Genomic DNA, 18,980 nt, shown 5'->3' with positions numbered 1-18,980 from the left:
AAGACAAGCTTCGCGATTACCTCAAGCGTGTGACAGCTGATCTTCAGCAGACACGCCGCCGCCTCTCCGATGTGGAGGAGCGGGCGAATGAGCCGTTGGCGATCGTGGGTATGGCGTGTCGGTTCCCTGGGGGTGTGACGTCTCCGGAGGGCTTGTGGGATCTGGTCGAGCGGGGCGGGGACGCGGTTGGTGAGTTCCCGTCGGACCGTGGCTGGGATGTGGAGGGTCTGTTCGATCCAGACCCGTCCGTGGCGGGTAAGTCGATGACGCGTCGGGGCGGGTTCCTGTACGAGGCTTCGGGTTTTGACGCGGAGTTCTTCGGTATCTCGCCCCGTGAGGCCCTGGCGATGGATCCGCAGCAGCGTCTGCTGTTGGAGACGGCGTGGGAGGCGTTCGAGCGGGCCGGGATCGTGCCCGAGGCGTTGAAGGGCAGCAACACCGGAGTCTTCGCCGGTGCCATCCCGCAGGACTACGCGCCCGAGGTCGACAAGGTCCCCGCCGATGTCGAGGGCTACGTCGGCTCCGGCGTCCTCACCAGTGTCGCTTCGGGCCGGATCGCGTACACCTTCGGCCTCGAAGGCCCGGCGGTCTCCGTGGACACCGCCTGCTCCGCCTCCCTCGTGGCCCTGCACCTGGCGGCCGAGTCCCTGCGGCGCGGCGAGAGCTCACTGGCCCTGGCCGGCGGCGTCACCGTGATGTCCACGCCGCGCATCTTCGTGGAGTTCAGCCGCCAGCGGGGGCTGTCCCCGGACGGCCGCTGCAAGGCATTCGCGGACGACACGGATGGCACCGGGTTCTCCGAGGGCGTGGGGTGGCTGGTTCTGGAGCGTCTGTCGGACGCGCGGCGCAATGGGCATCCGGTGCTGGCGGTGATCAAGGGTTCGGCGGTCAATCAGGACGGTGCGAGCAATGGTCTGACGGCGCCGAATGGTCCGTCGCAGCAGCGGGTGATCCGGCAGGCTCTGGCGAACGCACGAGTATCGGCCGCCGATGTGGACGTGGTGGAGGCGCACGGTACGGGGACGAGGCTGGGTGACCCGATCGAGGCGCAGGCGCTGATCGCGACGTACGGTCAGGAGCACTCGCCGGACCGGCCGTTGTGGCTGGGCTCGCTGAAGTCGAACATCGGCCACACGCAGGCCGCGGCGGGTGTCGCGGCGGTCATCAAGATGGTCATGGCGATGCGGCACGGCATCCTGCCCCGGACCCTGCACGTGGACGAGCCGAGTTCCCATGTCGACTGGTCCGCGGGTGCGGTGGAACTGCTGACCGAACAGCGCGCCTGGCCCGAGGTCGACCGCCCGCGCCGCGCGGCCGTGTCGTCGTTCGGTATCTCCGGTACGAACTCCCACGTCATCCTGGAACAAGAACCCGAGCAGGCCCCTGTTGCGGAGGGCGCGGAGGGCGTGCGGCCGGGGCTGGTGCCGTGGGTGGTGTCAGGACGGAGCGCCGAGGCGCTGCGTGCGCAGGCGGCGAACCTGGCTGCTTTTGAAGGCGGTTCGCTGCTGGATGTCGGCTATTCGCTGGCGTCGGCGCGGACGGTGTTCGAGCACCGTGCGGTGGTGATCGGTGCGGACCGTGCGGAACTGGTCGCGGGCCTGGAATCGATCCGGGACAGCCTGTCGGCGGCCTCCTCGGCCCCGGTGGCCGGGCCGGCTCGGACGGCGTTGCTGTTCACGGGGCAGGGGTGCCAGCGGGCGGGAATGGGGCGTGAGCTGTATGAGGCGTTCCCGGTCTTTGCCGAGGCGTTCGATGCGGCGTGTGCGTACCTGGATGGGTATCTGGGCCGGTCGTTGAAGGACGTGGTGTTCGGGGGTGATCCGGTCCTGGATCAGACCCGGTTCACCCAGGCCGCCCTGTTCGCCCTTGAGTCGGCCCTGTTCACGCTGGTGTCGTCGTTCGGGGTGCGTCCGGATGCGCTGATCGGTCACTCGATCGGTGAAGTGACCGCGGCGTACGCAGCGGGAGTGTTCTCCCTTGAGGACGCGTGTGCGCTGGTCGCGGTACGAGGCCGGCTGATGCAGGCCGCCCGTGCGGGCGGTGCGATGCTCGCCATCGCCGCCCCGGAAGCCGATGTCGTGCCCGAGCTGGGTGACGGCGTGTCCCTCGCGGCGGTGAACGGTCCGGCAGCGGTCGTGGTCTCCGGTGACGCGGACGCGGTCGGGGTCCTGGAAGAGCTGTTCCGTAGCCGTGGGGTCAAGGTCAAGCGGCTCACGGTCTCGCACGCCTTCCACTCCGCCCACATGGACACGGCCCTGACGGAGTTCGAGCAGGAGATCGGGTCCCTCACCTTCAACGAGCCCCAGATCACGGTCATATCGAACGTGACCGGCCAGATTGCTGATGAGCTGACCAGCCCGGCCTATTGGGCGCGTCAGATCCGTGCAGCGGTACGTTTCCACGACGGCATCCGCACCTTGGACACCCAGGGCATCACCACGTATCTGGAGCTGGGTCCGGACCCGGTCCTGACGTCCCTGGTCCAGAGCACTCTGGACGCCCCGACCGCCGCCTCCGTACTCAACGTCCGCAGCGAAGAGCCCCGCGCCCTGCTCCAGGCCCTGGGCACCGCGTACTCCAGCGGGACGGAGGTCGACTGGACGGCGCTCCTGCCCGGCGGGAACCGCGTCGACCTGCCGACCTACGCGTTCCAGCACGAGGAGTTCTGGCTGCACCCGGTCCACCAGACCGACGTCACCTCAGCCGGACTCGATGCCGGCGGGCACCCCCTGCTCGGCGCCGCCGTCGAGACCGCCGACACCGGACACCTCATCCTGACCGGGCTCCTGTCCGAGCAGCGACTGCCCTGGCTCACCGACCACACCATCGCCGGCACCACCCTCCTGCCCGGCACCGCGTTCGTCGACCTCGCCCTGCACGCCGCCCACCTCACCGGCCTCGCCACCATCGAGGACCTGGTCCTGGCCGCCCCCCTCACCCTCACCCCCCACACCCCCACACGCCTCCAGGTCACCGTCGAACCCGCCGACCCCGAAGGCCGACGCGCCCTGACCATCCACTCCCGCACCGACACCACCGACACCTGGACCCCCCACGCCACAGGCACCCTCACCCCCCACACCCAACCCGCACCCCCGACACCCACGACCTGGCCCCCCACGGGCGCCATCCCCCACGACCTCACCGACCTCTACGACCACCTCGCCGACCAGGGCTACACCTACGGACCCGCCTTCCAAGGACTCACCCGCCTCTGGCACCACGGCAGCGACCTCTACGCCGAAATCAACCTCCCCACCCCCACCGAACCCACCGACCACACCCTCCACCCCGCCCTCCTCGACGCCGCCCTCCACCCCCTCATCCTCAACACCGACACCAACACCACCGGCCAGCGCATCCCCTTCGCCTGGAACAACGTCACCCTCCACGCCACCCACGCCACCACCCTCCACGTCCACCTCACCCCCACCACCCCCGACACCGTCCGTATCAGCGCGACGGATGAGACCGGGCAGCCGGTGGCGACCATCGGTGAGCTGGTGCTCCGGCCGATCAGTGCCGGGCCGCAGGCCGCCGACGAGGGAATCCTGCTGGGCGTCGACTGGACCCCGGTACGGGCTGACGAGACCGGGACCCCGGACGCCCCGCTCGCGGCGGCCGTGATCGGCACGCCCGGCCCGGAGCTCGCCGCCGGACTCGGCGAGGAGACCGTGCGCCACCCGGACCTGGCGGCCCTGTTCGCCACCGAAGGTCCGCTGCCGCAGACGGTCTTCCTGCCGGTTCCGGCAGGCCAGGAGACCCGCGGCGCTCTCGCGTACGTCCTGGAGGCAGCGCAGCAGTGGCTGGCCGAGGGCCGGTCCGCGGGTTCGCGGCTCGTCGTCGTCACCACCGGTGCCGTCGCCACCCACCGCGGCGACCTGCTGGACGATCTGGCCGGCGCCGCCGTGTGGGGGTTCGTGCGGGCCACGCAGACGGAGAACCCGGACGCGTTCGTCCTGCTGGACCTCGCTCCGGCCGATCCGGCCGACGCCGCCGCACTGGCCGTCGCCGTGTCCGCCTCCGACGACGAGGCCCAACTCGCCGTCCGCCAGGGCGCGGTGTACGCCAACCGGCTCGCCCGGGGGGCCGCTGCCGACGGCGTACTGACCCCGCCCGACGACACCGGTGCGTGGCGCCTGGGCAGCACCGGCAAGGGCACCCTGGAGAACATCGCCCTGGTCCCGTCACCGGACGCCACCGGGCCGCTCGCCGCAGGCCAGGTCCGGGTCGCCGTACGGGCCGTGGGCGCCAACTTCCGCGACGTCCTCATCGCCCTCGGCAGCTACCCCGGTGAGGCACCGATGGGCAGCGAGGGCGCGGGCGTCGTCCTGGAGACGGGTCCCGGAGTCACCTCCCTCGCCGTGGGCGACCGGGTCATGGGCCTGTTCTCCGAAGGCGCCGGGCCCGTCGCCGTCACCGACCACCGGACGCTCGGCCACATGCCGGCCGGCTGGACGTTCACCGAGGCTGCGGCGACCCCGATCGTCTTCCTGACGGCGTATTACGGTCTGACGGATCTGGCGGGCCTTCAGGCGGGTGAGCGGCTGCTCGTGCATTCGGCGGCGGGTGGTGTCGGGATGGCCGCCACCCAGATCGCCCGGCACCTGGGCGCCGAGGTGTTCGGCACGGCCAGCACCGGCAAGTGGGACACCCTGCGCGCTCTCGGCTTCGACGACGCCCACCTGGCCAACTCCCGCACCCTCGACTTCGAGCAGCAATTCACCACCGCCACCCAAGGACAGGGCTTCGACGTCGTACTCGACTCCCTCGCCAAGGAGTTCGTCGACGCCACCCTGCGCCTCCAGCCCCACGGCGGCCGCTTCCTGGAGATGGGCAAGGCAGACGTCCGTGACCCGGAGCAGGTGGCCCAGGAGCATCCGGGCGTCGCCTACCGGGCCTTCGACCTCATGGAGGCGGGCCCGGAGCGCATCCAGGAGATGCTGGGCGAGCTCCGGAGCCTGTTCGAGGCGGGCGCCCTGCACCCGCTGCCGGTCCGGTCGTGGGACGTCCGGTACGCACGTGACGCCTTCCGCTTCCTGGGCCAGGCCCGGCACGTCGGCAAGGTCGCCCTCTCACTGCCGCGTGAGCTGGATCCGGCGGGAACGGTCCTGATCACCGGGGCCACCGGCACCCTGGGCACCCTCCTCGCCCACCACCTCGTCACCCACCACAACGTCCGCCACCTCCTCCTGACCAGCCGCCGGGGCCCCGACGCCCCCGGAGCCGACACCCTGCGCACCGAACTCGAAGCCCTCGGCGCCACCGTCACCCTGACCGCCTGCGACACCGCCGACCGCGACGCCCTCGCCACCCTCCTGGCGACCGTCCCCACCGATCACCCCCTGACCGCCGTCATCCACACCGCGGGCGTCCTCGACGACGGCACCATCGACACCCTCACCCCCGAGCGCCTCGACACCGTCCTGCGCCCCAAGGCCGACACCGCCTGGCACCTGCACGAACTCACCCGCGACACCGACCTCGCCGCGTTCGTCCTCTACTCCTCCGCCGCCGGCATCCTCGGCAACGCCGGACAAGCCAACTACGCCGCCGCCAACACCTTCCTCGACGCCCTCGCCGCACACCGCCACACCCAAGGACTCCCCGCCACCTCCCTCGCCTGGGGACTCTGGGACCAGGCCGGCGGCATGGGCGGCACCCTCACACGGACCGACCTGGACCGGCTCGCCGACACCGGAACGGCCGCCATCACGGCCGAGCAGGGCCTCGCCGCCTTCGACGCCGCGCTCGGCCACCACCGGCCCGCGCTCCTCGCCGTGCCGATGAACACCACCGCCCTCCGGGCCCGCGCCAAGAGCGGCTCACTCGCTCCGCTCCTGCGGGGCCTGGTCCGTACACCGGTGCGCCGGGCCGCGGCCGCCCGGGCCGGGGCGGCCGGTGCCACCTCGCTCGCCCAGCGCCTCGCCACGCTGTCGACCGCCGAGCAGGACCGGCTGCTGCTGGACCTGGTCCGGGAGGAGGTCGCCGCCGTACTCGGCCGGTCCGACGCCGCCGTGCTGGACCCGAGCCGGACCTTCACCACCCTCGGCTTCGACTCGCTGTCCGCCGTCGAGCTGCGCAACCGGCTCGGCGCCGCCACCGGACAGCGGCTCACCCCGACCCTGATCTTCGACCACCCCACCCCCGGCGCGCTCGCCACCCACCTGCGCGACACGCTGCTCGGCACCCAGGCCGCGGCGGCGGCCCCGGCCACCAAGGCCACCACGGGTGACGGTGCCGACGAGGCCATCGCCATCGTCTCCATGGGCTGCCGCTTCCCCGGCGGGATCACCACACCGGAAGACCTCTGGCAGCTCGTGAAGGACGGCGTGGACACCGTCGGCGGCTTCCCGGAGAACCGCGGCTGGGACCTCGACGGCCTTTACGACCCCGACCCGGAGGCCACCGGCACCTCGTACACCCGGCAGGGCGCCTTCCTGCGCGACGCCGACACCTTCGACGCCGACTTCTTCGGCATCAACCCGCGTGAGGCGCTTGCCATGGACCCGCAGCAGCGCCTGCTGCTGGAAACGGCCTGGGAGACGCTCGAACGCGCCGGGATCGACCCGGACCAACTGCGCGGCAGCGACACCGGAGTCTTCGCGGGCGTCATCACGGGCGACTACGTGACCCGGCTGGACCGGCTCCCCGAGGGCCTGGAGGGCTACGTCTCCACCGGCACCACCACCAGCGTCGCTTCCGGCCGGGTCTCCTACACCCTCGGCCTGGAGGGCCCGGCGCTGACCGTGGACACGGCCTGCTCGTCCTCCCTGGTCGCCCTTCACCTGGCGGCGCAGGCGCTGCGGCGGGGCGAGTGCTCGCTCGCCCTGGCGGGCGGTGCGACGGTGATGGCGGGCCCCATCAACTTCGTGGAGTTCTCGCGGCAACGCGCCCTGTCGCCCGACGGCCGCTGCAAGGCGTTCTCCTCCACGGCCGACGGCACCGGATGGGGCGAGGGCGTGGGCCTGGTCCTCCTGGAGAGGCTTTCCGACGCACAGGCCAACGGACATCAGGTGCTGGCCGTCCTCCGGGGTTCGGCGACGAACCAGGACGGTGCCAGCAACGGTCTGACCGCCCCCAGCGGCCCCTCGCAGCAGCGGGTGATCCGGCAGGCCCTCGCCGACGCCGGCCTGACCGGCGCGGACGTCGACGTCGTCGACGCGCACGGGACGGGCACCAAGCTCGGCGACCCCATCGAGGCGCAGGCCCTGATCGCCACCTACGGGCAGGAGCGGACCCCCGAACAGCCCCTGTGGCTGGGGTCGTTGAAGTCCAACATCGGGCACACCCTGGCCGCCGCCGGTGTCGCCGGCGTCATCAAGATGGTGCAGGCCATGCGGCACGGGGTGCTGCCCCGCACGCTGCACGTGGACGAGCCGACTCCGCACGTCGACTGGGAGGCAGGCGCGGTCGCGCTGCTGACCCGGGAACAGCCGTGGCCCGAGCTGGACCGCCCGCGCCGCGCCGCTGTCTCGTCCTTCGGCTTCAGCGGGACGAACGCCCACGTGATCCTGGAGCAGGCTCCCGAGGTTCCGGCGGCGGACGAGCGCGCCGTGCCCGTGGCCGACGGGATCGCGCCGTGGGTGATCGCGGCGAAGAGCCCGGCCGCTCTGCGTGAACAGGCCACGCGGCTCGCGGCGTTCGCCGACAGATACCCGGAGGCGGCCGTGTCCGAGGTGGGCGCCGCGCTGGTGGCCACGCGTACGCCCTTCGCGCACCGGGCGGTCGCCGTCGGCAAGGACCGCGAGGAACTGCTCCGGTCGGTACGTGAACTGGCCGCCGGCGACCAGAGCGCGGCCGCCGTGACCGGTGAGGTCGCGGGGGGCAAGACCGTGTTCGTCTTCCCGGGCCAGGGTTCGCAGTGGGTGGGCATGGCGGCGGGCCTGTTCGAGGCGTCGCCCGCGTTCCGGGCGCGTCTTGAGGAGTGCGCGCGTGCCTTGTCCGCGTACACGGACTGGGATCTGCTGGCTGTGCTGCTGGAGGGCGATCCGGAAGGCCTGCTGGAACGGGTGGATGTGATCCAGCCCGCGCTGTGGGCGGTCATGGTGTCCCTCGCCGAGGTGTGGCGTTCTTACGGGGTCGTCCCGGACGCGGTCGTGGGTCACTCGCAGGGCGAGATCGCGGCGGCTGTCGTCTCGGGGGCGCTGTCCTTGGAGGACGGTGCTCTGGTGGTGGCTCTGCGGAGCCGGGCGATCAAGGCCCTGGCGGGCCGGGGCGGCATGCTCTCGGTCGCGCTGCCTGCCGACGCGGTGCGTCCGTATCTGACGCGGTGGGCGGACGATCTGGGTGTGGCCACGGTCAACGGCCCTTCGTCCACGGTCGTGTCGGGCACGGACAGTGCTCTGGACGAGCTGGTCGCGGTGCTTCGCGCGGACGGGGTGCGCTCGCGCCGTATCGCGGTGGACTACGCCTCGCACTCTCCGCACGTGGAGTCCATCCAGGCCGAACTGGCGCAGCTCCTGGCCCCGGTTGCTCCCCGGGTGCCGGAGATCCCGTTCTACTCCACCGTCACGAACGAAGTGATCGACAGCGCGGCACTGGACGCGGAGTACTGGTACCAGAACCTGCGCCGGACCGTGGAGTTCGAGAAGACGACCCGGGCCCTGCTCGCGGACGGTTTCACGACGTTCATCGAGTCCAGCGCCCACCCGGTCCTGACGATCGGCCTTCAGGAGACCTTCGAGGCCGCCGGTGCGGTCGCGGCGCTCGCCGTGCCGTCACTCCGCCGGGACGAGGGCGGGCTTGAGCGGTTCCTGCTCTCCCTGGGCCAGGCGTGGACCCACGGCGTCCCCGTCGACTGGACCACGGCCCTCCCCGAGCCTCAGCACCCGCTCGACCTGCCCACGTACGCCTTCCAGCGCACCCGCTACTGGCTGGAGTCCGGCACCACCACCGGCGACGTCTCGACCGCCGGTCTCGCCGCCACCACGCACCCCCTTCTCGGAGCGGCCGTGGCCGTGGCCGGGTCGGAGACGGTGCTGTTCACCGGTCGGCTGTCCCTGGCCACCCATCCGTGGCTCGCCGACCACACGGTCGCCGGCACGGTCCTGCTGCCCGGCGCGGCCTTTGCCGACCTCGCCCTGTTCGCCGCGGCCCAGTGCGAGGGGGGCGCCGTCAACGACCTGGTCCTGCATGCCCCGCTCGCCCTCCCGGCGACCGGAGCCGTGCAGATCCAGCTCACCGTTGACGGTCCGGACTCCTCCGGCCGCCGCGAACTCTCCGTCCACGCCCGCCCCGAGACCTCCTCCGACGCCGATGCCGCCGAGTGGACCCTGCACGCCCAGGGCCTCCTCGTGGCCGAGGCACCCGCTCGCCCGGCACCCGCCGGCTCCGACTGGCCTCCGGCCGGGGCCACTCCGGTGGACCTCGCCGACGCCTACGGGCACCTCGCCGACCAGGGATACGAGTACGGCCCCGCCTTCCAGGGCCTGACCGCTCTCTGGCAGAGCGGCGGAACGCTGTACGCCGAGGTCGAGCTCGCTCCCGGCACCGCCACCGCCGGGTACGCCCTGCACCCGGCGCTCCTCGACTCGGCCCTGCACCCGCTGGTCGTGACCGCCCTGGCCGAGGCCGGCGACGACGGCCTGCGGCTGCGCGTCCCGTACTCCTGGACCGGGCTGACGGCACCCGCCACCGCGCCGTCGACGCTGCGGGTGACGCTCGACCCGACCGGGGACGACACCGTCCGGCTGCTCTTCACCGACGTCTCGGGTGCTCCTCTCGGCGGTGTCGACACGCTCACCGTGCGGGCCGCCGACCAGGCCGCCCTCGCCGCGCTGCGCACCGACCGGCTGCCGCTGCACCACGTGCGCTGGGAGCCCGTCGAGCTGCCCGTCGCCGAGAGCGCCCCCGACCGGGCCGTGTGGCTCGGCGCCGATCCGGCGGGGCTTCGCGGCGCGCTCGGCATCGCCCAGCAGTCGTACGACGACATACGGGTTCTCGCGGCGGCCGTCGCCGGGGGCGGCACCGCTCCGCAGTACATTCTGACGACCCCGCCCGCCGACGCGGACCCGGGCACGGCCGTGTACCGGCTGCTGGAACTCGTCCAGTACTGGCTCGCCGAGGACGGCCTCGGCGGAAGCACACTCGTCTTCCTCAGCAGCGGAGCCGCCGACGGAACGGACCCGGTGGTGGCCGCCATGTGGGGGCTGCTCAGGGTCGTCGCCTCCGAGAACCCGGGCCGCGTCGTCCTCATCGACACCGGCACCGGCACCGCACGCGACACGCTGTCCGCCCTGGCCGCAGGGGAGCCCGAACTGCTCCTGAGTGCAGGAGCGGCGGCCCGCCCGCGGCTCGCCGCGATCCGTCCGGACCAGGCTGCCGAGGCCATCCGGTTCACCCCCGAGGGCACGGTCCTCATCACCGGCGGCACCGGAGCGCTCGGCGCGCTCTTCGCCCGCCACCTGGTCACCGCGTACGGAGTCCGCCACCTGCTGCTCACCAGTCGGCGCGGAGCACAGGCCCCCGGGGCCGACACGCTGCGGGCCGAACTCGAAGCCCTCGGCGCGACCGTCACCCTGGCCGCCTGCGACTCCGCCGACCGCGACGCCCTCGCCGCCCTCCTGGCCGACGTACCCACCGACCACCCCCTCACCGCGGTGATTCACACCGCGGGCGTCCTGGACGACGGCATCGTGCAGGGGCTGACCCGCGAACGCTTCGCAGCCGTGTGGCAGCCCAAGGCCGACGCGGCACGCCACCTGCACGAGCTGACCGCCGGCCTGGAACTGGACGCCTTCGTCCTCTTCTCCTCGCTGGCCGGCCAGGCGGGCAACGCAGGCCAGGCCAACTACGCGGCCGCCAACGCCTACCTCGACGCCCTGGCCGAACAGCGCCGGACCCAGGGCCTGTCCGCGGTCTCCCTGGTGTGGGGCCTGTGGGGCGAGACCTCGGGCGAAGGCACCGGGCTGGCCACCCGCCTCGACGCGGCGAGCCTGGCCCGGGCCGGACGCGGCGGCCTGCTGCCGCTGTCCGCCGCCGAAGGGCTCGGACTGTTCGACGCGGCGCTCGCCGTACCGGCCCCGGTACCGGTCGTGGCCCGCTTCGACCCGGCGGCGCTGCGCGCCCAGGCCGAGGCGGACACCCTGCCGGACCGGCTGCGCGGCCTGGCCCGTACGCCCGCCCGGCGCGCCGCCGGTGCGCAGACCACGGCCGAGACGGGGCTCACCGACCGGCTCACCGGACTGGCCCGCCCCGAACAGGAGGAGATCGTCCGGGAGTTGGTCCGTACGACCATCGCGGTCGTGCTCGGCCACGCCGACACGGCCCGGATCGAGGACGACCTGTCGTTCAAGTCCCTCGGCTTCGACTCCCTGACCGCCGTCGAACTGCGCAACCGGCTCGGCGCGGCCACCGGCCTCGCCCTGCCCTCCACCCTCGTCTTCGACCACCCGAACCCCCGCGAACTCACCGAGTACGTCCACAAGCTGGCCGAACCCGTCGTCGACAGGCAGCCCGTACTCGCCGACCTCGACCGGCTGGAGGCATCGCTCGGGAGCCTGGCCGCCGATGCCGGTGGCGACGAGCTGCGCCGCACCGTCGCGGCCCGGATGGAGGAGCTGCTCGCCGGCTGGGCGGGAGCGGCGGACGGCGCGGCGGCCCGGGACGCCGCCGACATCGAGTCCGCCTCCGCGACCGAGCTTCTCGACCTGATCGACCAGGAGTTCGGCGGGAGCTTGTAGCTCCCCAGCTCCCCAGCCACCGACCCCCGCCTCCGGCCGCAGCACCCGAACCGACCGACCCTTCACCACAGAACGGAACCGGAACCCATGACCAGCCTCAGCACGTGGAAAGAGCTCATCGCCGGCGACACCGACGAGGTCGTCCTCGCCGTCGACTTCGACGCCACAGGCCGTGGCGAGGCCCGCTTCAGCGACTTCGTCCCGCTCCTGGGAACCGGCTTCACCGTCTGGGAGACCCTGCCCGCGGCCGTGGCCTCCCGCCCCGACCTGCCCGCCGACGCGTACGTCAAGCAGTGGGTCGACGAGGTCCGCACCAGCGGCAAGCGGGTCAAGGCCGTCCTGGCGTTCTGCGCGGGCAGCGTCTACGCGGCCGCCATCGCCGAAGAGGTCGAGAAGTGGCAGGGCTCCTTCCCGCAGACGATCCTCTTCGACCCGGAGCGGGCCGCGGCCGCCAGCATGTACTGGCAGTTCCACAAGGCCGTCGGCCAGATGGAACCCGCCGTCGGCGCCGCCGAGGTCGGCCGCGTCCAGGACTCGGCGCAGCGCGCCCAGGAGACCTGCGTGAGCCTCGGCGACCTCGCCCGCCGGCTCCTCCTGCTCTACCACGCCCTCGCCCAGACGGCCTGCGACAAGCTCGGCCTGGACGACCGGCGCCGCGCGGAGATGACGGAGACCGCGGGCGCCTTCCTCACCTACCTCTCGACCGCCGAGCAGATCGAACCGGCGGCCGCCTGGCTGCGCTCCACGGCCATCACCTCCGCCACCGCGACCAGCGGACTCAACGGGTTCCGCATGCTCAACCCGGACCACAAGGCCGCCCTCGTCGCGGACGAGCTCCGCTTCGACACCCCGCACGTGGAGCTGCTCAGCAGCCCCGTGGTCGCCCAGGCCGTCACCGAGCTCCTGCTCGCTTCCTGACCCCGCGCGCACGGCCGGCCGTACTCCCTCTCCCAGGTCACAGACAGGAATCCGGAATGCTCACCTCAGCCCAGATCCCGGGGAACGGCCCGGCCCACGCCGTACTCACGGCGGCCAGCCGCAAGGAGCAGGCGCTGTGGCTGCTCGAAAAGCTCGTCCCCTCCGGTGCCGTCAACAACCTCTCGGTCGTCTTCACCACCGAGGAGCCGTTGGGGGAGTGGGAGCTGCAGCAGACCCTGGACGCCCTGGTACGGAGGCACCCGGCGCTGCGCACGGTCTTCCACGGTACGGACGGCGGACTCGTCAAGCAGACCGTCCCGGCCGACCGGTTCGCCGCCACCGTCAGCACCATGGCGGTCGCGGCCGGCGGCACCGACGCGGCGGTGGCCGCGCTCGTCGCCAGGCCCTTCACGTTCGACGGGCAGCCGCTGCTGCGCGCCGGGCACCTCCAGGGCCCGGAGGGGGACGTCTTCTGCCTGGTCGTCCACCACATCGTCTTCGACACCGTCTCCGCCGCGATCCTGCTCGACGAGTTCACCCGCGTCTACGAGGCCGTCGCCGCCGGTCTCGACGTGCCCGAGGACCTCGCCGCCCCCCAGCCGGCCCTCGCCACCGCCGCCCCCACCGACGAGAGCCTCGCCTACTGGCGCGAGCACCTGAAGGACTTCGACCCCTCGGCCCTCGGACTGGACTGCGGCACCGAGGACCGGCCCGACCCCACGCTGACCGGCGACTCGGTCCTGCACACCCTGTCCGCCGAGGCCCACGAGGCCGTCCGCCGCCTCCAGCGGGAAGTACGGGCCCCCGAAGCCGTCGTCCTCCTCGCCGCCTACTACCTGCTGCTCGCCCGGCACGGCGCCGGACCCGACCTCGTCGTCGGCTCGCCCGCCAACGTCCGCCCCGCCGACGCCGCCGGAACCGTCGGCTACCACGTCAACACCCTCCCCCTGCGCGCCCGGGTCGACATGGGCGCCGGCTTCCGGACCCTCGCCGCCGAGGCCCGGGAAGCCTTCTTCGGCGCCATCACCCACGCCGACGTGCCGGTGGACCTCCTGCTTCCGGAGATCGAGCACACCGGCGCGACCTGGCGCAACACCGTCTTCCGGCACCTGTTCAACTACGTGCCCAACGCCGGGCTGACCAGCTTCGACATCGACGGCGTCCCCGCCCGGCGGCTGCTCGTGGAGAACGGCTACAGCAAGTTCGACCTGGAATTCTTCTTCCTCGCCTCGCCCGAGGAGATCCGCGTCCGCGGCGTCTTCTACACCGAGGTCCTCTCCCGCGACGACACCGAATTCCTGCTGGAACGCTACGACGCCCTGCTCGTCGCCCTGGGACAGGACCCCGACCGCCCGCTCGGCGAACTGCCCCTGCACGGCGCGCGGGACCGGGCCGTCATCGACGCCGCCAACGCCACCGGCACCGAGGTCACCCCCGCCACCCTGCTGGAGGCCGTCGCCGCCACGGTCGCCACCAGTCCCGGCGCCGTCGCCATCGAGGACGGCGCGCACACCACGACCTACCAGCAGCTGTGGGACACCGCGCTCGCCGACCGGGACCTGCTGCGCGCCGCCGGAGCCCGCCCCGGCGACATCGTCGCGCTCGCCGCCCGACGCGGCCCGCAACTCGCCGCCGCCGTCCTCGGAGCCTGGCTCGCGGGCACCGCCTACCTCGCCCTGGACCCCGACCACCCGGCCCAGCGCACCGCCTACCTGCTGGAGGACTCCGGCGCCGCCGTGGTCCTAGCCGCGCCCGGCATCGACGTGGCCGCCGGGTCCGCCGTTACCGTGGAACCCATGGCGGCCGTGCCCCCCGCCGCGCCACACCAGGGCGCGGACCCGACCGTCGACGAGCCGGTGGAGCTCCCCGGCCCCGACGACACCGCCTTCCTCATCTACACCTCGGGCTCCACCGGCAAGCCCAAGGGCACCGTCATCACCCACCGGGGCGCCGCCAACGTCATCCACCACTTCCGCCACGAACTGGGCGCCGGTGCCGCCGATGTGACGCTGTGGCTGACCACCTTCACCTTCGACATCTCCGCCCTGGAGCTCTTCCTCCCCCTCGTCACCGGCGGCCGGATCGCCGTCGCCCCCGAAGCGGCCCGCAGCGACGGCCAGGCCCTCCTGGACGTCCTCGAACGCCACGACGTCGGCATCATCCAGGCCACCCCCACCACCTGGCGGCTCATCGCGGACAAGGCGGGCCACTGGCTGGCCGGCCGACGCGGCGTCACCGGCGGCGAACCGATGCCGCCCGTGCTCGCCCGCCGTATCACCGCCGCAGGCTGCACCCTGCGCAACGCCTACGCCCCCTCCGAGACCACCATCTACTCCACCTGCGGCACCGTCCCCGACGGCGCCACCGCCATCGACATCGGCCGCCCCATGAACAACACCCGGGCCTTCATCACCGACCCGGACGGGCGCGAACTGCCCGTCGGCGTCCGCGGCGAACTCTGCATCGCCGGCACCGGGGTCGCCCTCGGCTACCACGGCCGCCCCGAGCTGACCGCCGAACGCTTCGCCACCCACCCCGCATACGGCCGCCACTACCGCACCGGCGACCTCGCCTGCTGGCTCCCCGACGGACGCCTCGCCCTGCACGGCCGCGCCGACCGCCAGGTCAAGCTGCGCGGCAACCGCATCGAACTCGGCGAGGTGGAAGCCGTACTCCTGGAACACCCGCAGGTACGCGGAGTGGCCGTCGTCGTCGACGAGGACGCCCCCGGCGGGCCGCTGCTCGTCGCCTTCGTCGAGCCCGCCCAGGACACCGGCCCGGCCGCCCTCGCCGACCTGCTGTGGGAACACGCCCGGGCGGGCCTGCCCGGCGCCGCCGTCCCCCAGGAATTCCTGGCCGTCGAGACGTTCCCGACCACCGTCAGCCAGAAGACCGACTACCTGGCCCTCAAGCGCCTCGCCGGCCGGCTCCGCGACGAACGCGGCACGGGCACCGGCGACACCACCCACCAGGGCGACGAGCTCACCGTCGCGCTCATCGCCCTCTGGCAGCAGCTCCTGGAACGCACGGACATCGACGCCGACGCCAACTTCTTCGCGCACGGCGGCCACTCGCTGCTCGGCGCCCAGCTCGTCCAACGGGTCGAGGACACCACCGGAACGACCCTCGCCATGGCCGACCTGTACGCCGACCCGACACCCGCCCGGCTCGCGGCACGCATCCGCAAGACGAACAACCAGTGACGCACCACCCACAAGGGAAGGGGGAGACATGACGACCGCGACCGGCGAAGACGCCAGGCTGCTCGACTACCTCAAGCGGATGACGATCGATCTGCGCGAGGCCCGGCAGCACATCAGGGACCTGGAGGACCGGCATCACGAGCCCATCGCCGTCGTCGGCATGGCCTGCGCCTACCCCGGGGGCGTCGCCGGACCCGACGACCTCTGGGACCTGGTCGCCTCCGGCACCGACGCCGTCGGAGACTTTCCGGCCGACCGGGGCTGGGACCTCGACGCCCTCTACGACCCCGACCCCGAGTCCCCCGGCACCTGCTACACGCGCCACGGCGGCTTCCTGCCCGAAGCCGCCTCGTTCGACGCCGGGCTCTTCGGGATCACCCCCAAGGAAGCGCTCACCATCGACCCCCAGCAGCGCCTGCTGCTCGAACACGCCTGGGCGGCCGTCGAACAGGCCGGTGTCGACCCCCGGTCCCTGCGCGGCAGCCGCACCGGGGTCTTCGTCGGCGTCATGTACAACGACTACGGTGCACGGCTGAACCCCGCCCCCGAGGGCTTCGAGGGCTACATCGGCAGCGGCAGCGCCGCCAGCGTCGCCTCCGGCCGCATCTCGTACACCCTCGGCCTGCACGGACCCGCCCTCACCGTGGACACCGCCTGCTCCTCCTCGCTGGTCTCCCTGCACCTCGCCGTCCAGTCGCTGCGCCGCGGCGAGTGCGCCTCCGCCCTCGCGGGCGGCGTCACGGTCATGGCCACCCCCACCGTCTTCACCGAGTTCGCCCGCCAGCGCGGGCTGAGCACGGACGGCCGCTGCCGGTCCTTCTCCGCCGAGGCCGACGGCACCGGCTGGGCCGAGGGCGTCGGCGTCCTCTACCTCGAACGCCTCTCGGACGCCCGGAAGGCCGGGCACCCCGTCCTCGCCGTCATCCGGGGCAGCGCCGTCAACCAGGACGGCGCCAGCAACGGCCTGACCGCCCCCAACGGTCCCGCCCAGGAGCGGGTCATCCAGGAGGCCCTGGCCGACGCCCGGCTCACCCCCGGCGAGGTCGACGCCGTCGAGGCCCACGGCACCGCCACCACCCTCGGCGACCCCGTCGAGGGCCAGGCCATCCAGGCCGCCTACGGCCCCGGACGGGAGCCCGGCCGCCCGCTGCGCCTCGGCTCCCTCAAGTCCAACATCGGACACAGCCAGGCCGCCGCGGGCGTCGGCGGCGTCATCAAGACCGTCATGGCCCTGCGCCACCAGCTCCTGCCGCGCACCCTGCACGCCGAGAACCCGACCTCCCACATCGACTGGAGCTCCGGCAGCGTCGCCCTGCTCCAGGAACCCGTCGCCTGGCCGCGCGACCCGGCACGGCCGCGCCGCGCCGGAGTCTCCTCCTTCGGCATCAGCGGCACCAACGCCCATGTGATCGTGGAGGAGGCCCCGCAGGAAGACGTACGCCCCGCCGCCCGCGACACCGCCGTCGCCTGGCCGCTCGCCGCCCGCACCCCCAAGGCGCTGCGCGACCAGGCCGCCCGCCTCGCCGCGCACCTGCACCGCACCCCCACCGCCACCGTCGACGTCGCCCACACCCTGGCCACCGGCCGCACCCCCTTCGCCCACCGGGCCGTACTCGTCGGCAGCGAGCCCGCCCAGCTGATCCAGGGCCTGGAGAAGCTCGCCCGCGGCGCCGGTGCCGCCGGACTCACCAAGGGCGCCCCCGACCCGGCCGCGAAGGCGCCGCTGGCCGTGGTGTTCTCCGGGCAGGGCTCCCAGCGGCCCGGCATGGGCGGCGAGCTGTACGCCCGCTTCCCCGCGTTCGCCCAGGCCTTCGACAAGGTTTGCGCGGAGCTCGACCGCCACCTCGACATCCCCCTGCGTACGGTGCTCCTCGGCGAGGACCCCGCGGTCGACGGCGAACTCGTCCACCAGACCGCCTACACGCAGGCGGGCATCTTCGCCGTCGAGGTGGCCCTGTACCGCCTGCTCGAACACTTCGGCGTCACCCCGGACTACGTCTCCGGCCACTCCGTCGGCGAACTCGCGGCCGCCCATGTCGCCGGGGTCTGGTCACTGTCCGACGCGGCGGCCCTCGTCGCCGCCCGGGGCCGCCTCATGCAGGCCCAGCCCGGCGGCGGCGCCATGCTGGCCGTCGAGGCGACCGCCGCCGAGGCGGAACCGCTCCTCGCGGGCCGGGAGCACGAGGTCTCCCTCGCCGCCGAGAACGGCCCCTCCTCCGTGGTGCTCTCCGGTGACCCCGAAGCCGTACGGGAGATCGGCGCCGCCTTCACCGCGCAGGGCCGCCGCACCAAGCTGCTCAAGGTCAGCCACGCCTTCCACTCCCCGCACATGGACGGCATGCTCGCCGAGTTCGAGACCGTCGCCCAGCAGCTCATCTACCACCGGCCGAGCATTCCCGTCGTCTCCAACCTCACCGGGGACGTCGCCGGGGACGAACTTCTTACCCCCGGCTACTGGGCCGACCACGTCCGCCGCCCCGTCCGCTTCGCCTCCGGCATCCGCCGACAGGCCGAACTGGGCGTCGCCACCTTCCTGGAGGCCGGCCCGGACAGCGTCCTGACCTCGATGATCACCGAGATCCTCGCGGACACCCCCGACAGCGCCCGCGCCGGAGTCATCGCGCTGGCCCGCCGCGACCAGGACGAACCCCTCGCCTTCCTGACCGCCCTGGCCCGCCTGCACGTCGGCGGCCGCTCCGTGCACTGGCCGGCCGCGACGGCCGGCGCGGCCCCTCGTACGGTCGCCCTTCCCCCGTACGCCTTCCAGCACCGCCGGTACTGGCTCGACGAGGTCGCGCCCCGGGCCACCGCCGGTCCCGGTCGCGCCCGCACCGATACCGCGGTGCCGGTGCCCGCGGACGAGGTCCCCGAGGACAGCGCACCGTCCACCGCGGCCCGTCTGGCGGCGACCCCGGCGGCGGACCGCCCCGCGCTCATCCTGGCCGCCGTACTGGAGGTCGCGGCCGAGGTGATGGGCCTCGACTCACCGTCCGAGGTGAACGTCGAGACCCCGCTGCTGGAGCTGGGCTTCACCTCCCTGATGGCGGTCGACCTCCGCAACAAGGTCATCGAGTCGACCGGTGTCGACCTGCCCGCCACGGTCGTCTACGACCACCCCACTTTCGAAGCGCTGGCGAGCTATGTGGACTCGCTCATGAACACGGATCGAGGCTGA

Annotated in this window: 4 protein-coding genes; all 4 read left to right on the top strand. The window is 73.0% G+C overall.

Annotation, left to right across the window (positions count from 1 at the left end):
• Window positions 1–29: 29 nt before the first annotated feature.
• A complete protein-coding gene (locus tag AMK18_RS32850; RefSeq protein ID WP_443333244.1) occupies window positions 30–11,684 on the top strand; it encodes an SDR family NAD(P)-dependent oxidoreductase in 11,655 nt (3,884 codons plus the stop codon).
• An 87-nt stretch (window positions 11,685–11,771) separates the two neighbouring features.
• Window positions 11,772–12,602, top strand: coding sequence for a hypothetical protein (locus AMK18_RS32845; protein WP_073865700.1), 831 nt, complete (start codon window positions 11,772–11,774; stop codon window positions 12,600–12,602).
• Between the two features lie 56 nt (window positions 12,603–12,658).
• Window positions 12,659–15,805 carry a non-ribosomal peptide synthetase gene (locus tag AMK18_RS32840; protein ID WP_073865699.1) on the top strand — a complete coding sequence of 1,049 codons (3,147 nt, stop codon included), beginning with the start codon at window positions 12,659–12,661 and terminating at the stop codon, window positions 15,803–15,805.
• Window positions 15,806–15,833: 28 nt separating this feature from the next.
• Complete coding sequence (locus AMK18_RS32835; RefSeq protein WP_073865698.1) at window positions 15,834–18,980, top strand: type I polyketide synthase; 3,147 nt, start codon at window positions 15,834–15,836, stop codon at window positions 18,978–18,980.

The sequence above is a fragment of the Streptomyces sp. CB01249 genome, from assembly GCF_001905735.1.
GTDB lineage: Bacteria > Actinomycetota > Actinomycetes > Streptomycetales > Streptomycetaceae > Streptomyces.
Note: the sequence above shows the minus strand (reverse complement) of the source record. Positions and strands in the feature narration are given on the sequence as shown.

What these genes read in the sequence shown, in the direction of transcription:
- AMK18_RS32840 (WP_073865699.1), top strand. Translation starts at nt 12,659, where the DNA reads ATGCTCACCTCAGCCCAGATCCCGGGGAACGGCCCGGCCCACGCCGTA.
- AMK18_RS32835 (WP_073865698.1), top strand. Translation starts at nt 15,834, where the DNA reads ATGACGACCGCGACCGGCGAAGACGCCAGGCTGCTCGACTACCTCAAG.
- AMK18_RS32845 (WP_073865700.1), top strand. Translation starts at nt 11,772, where the DNA reads ATGACCAGCCTCAGCACGTGGAAAGAGCTCATCGCCGGCGACACCGAC.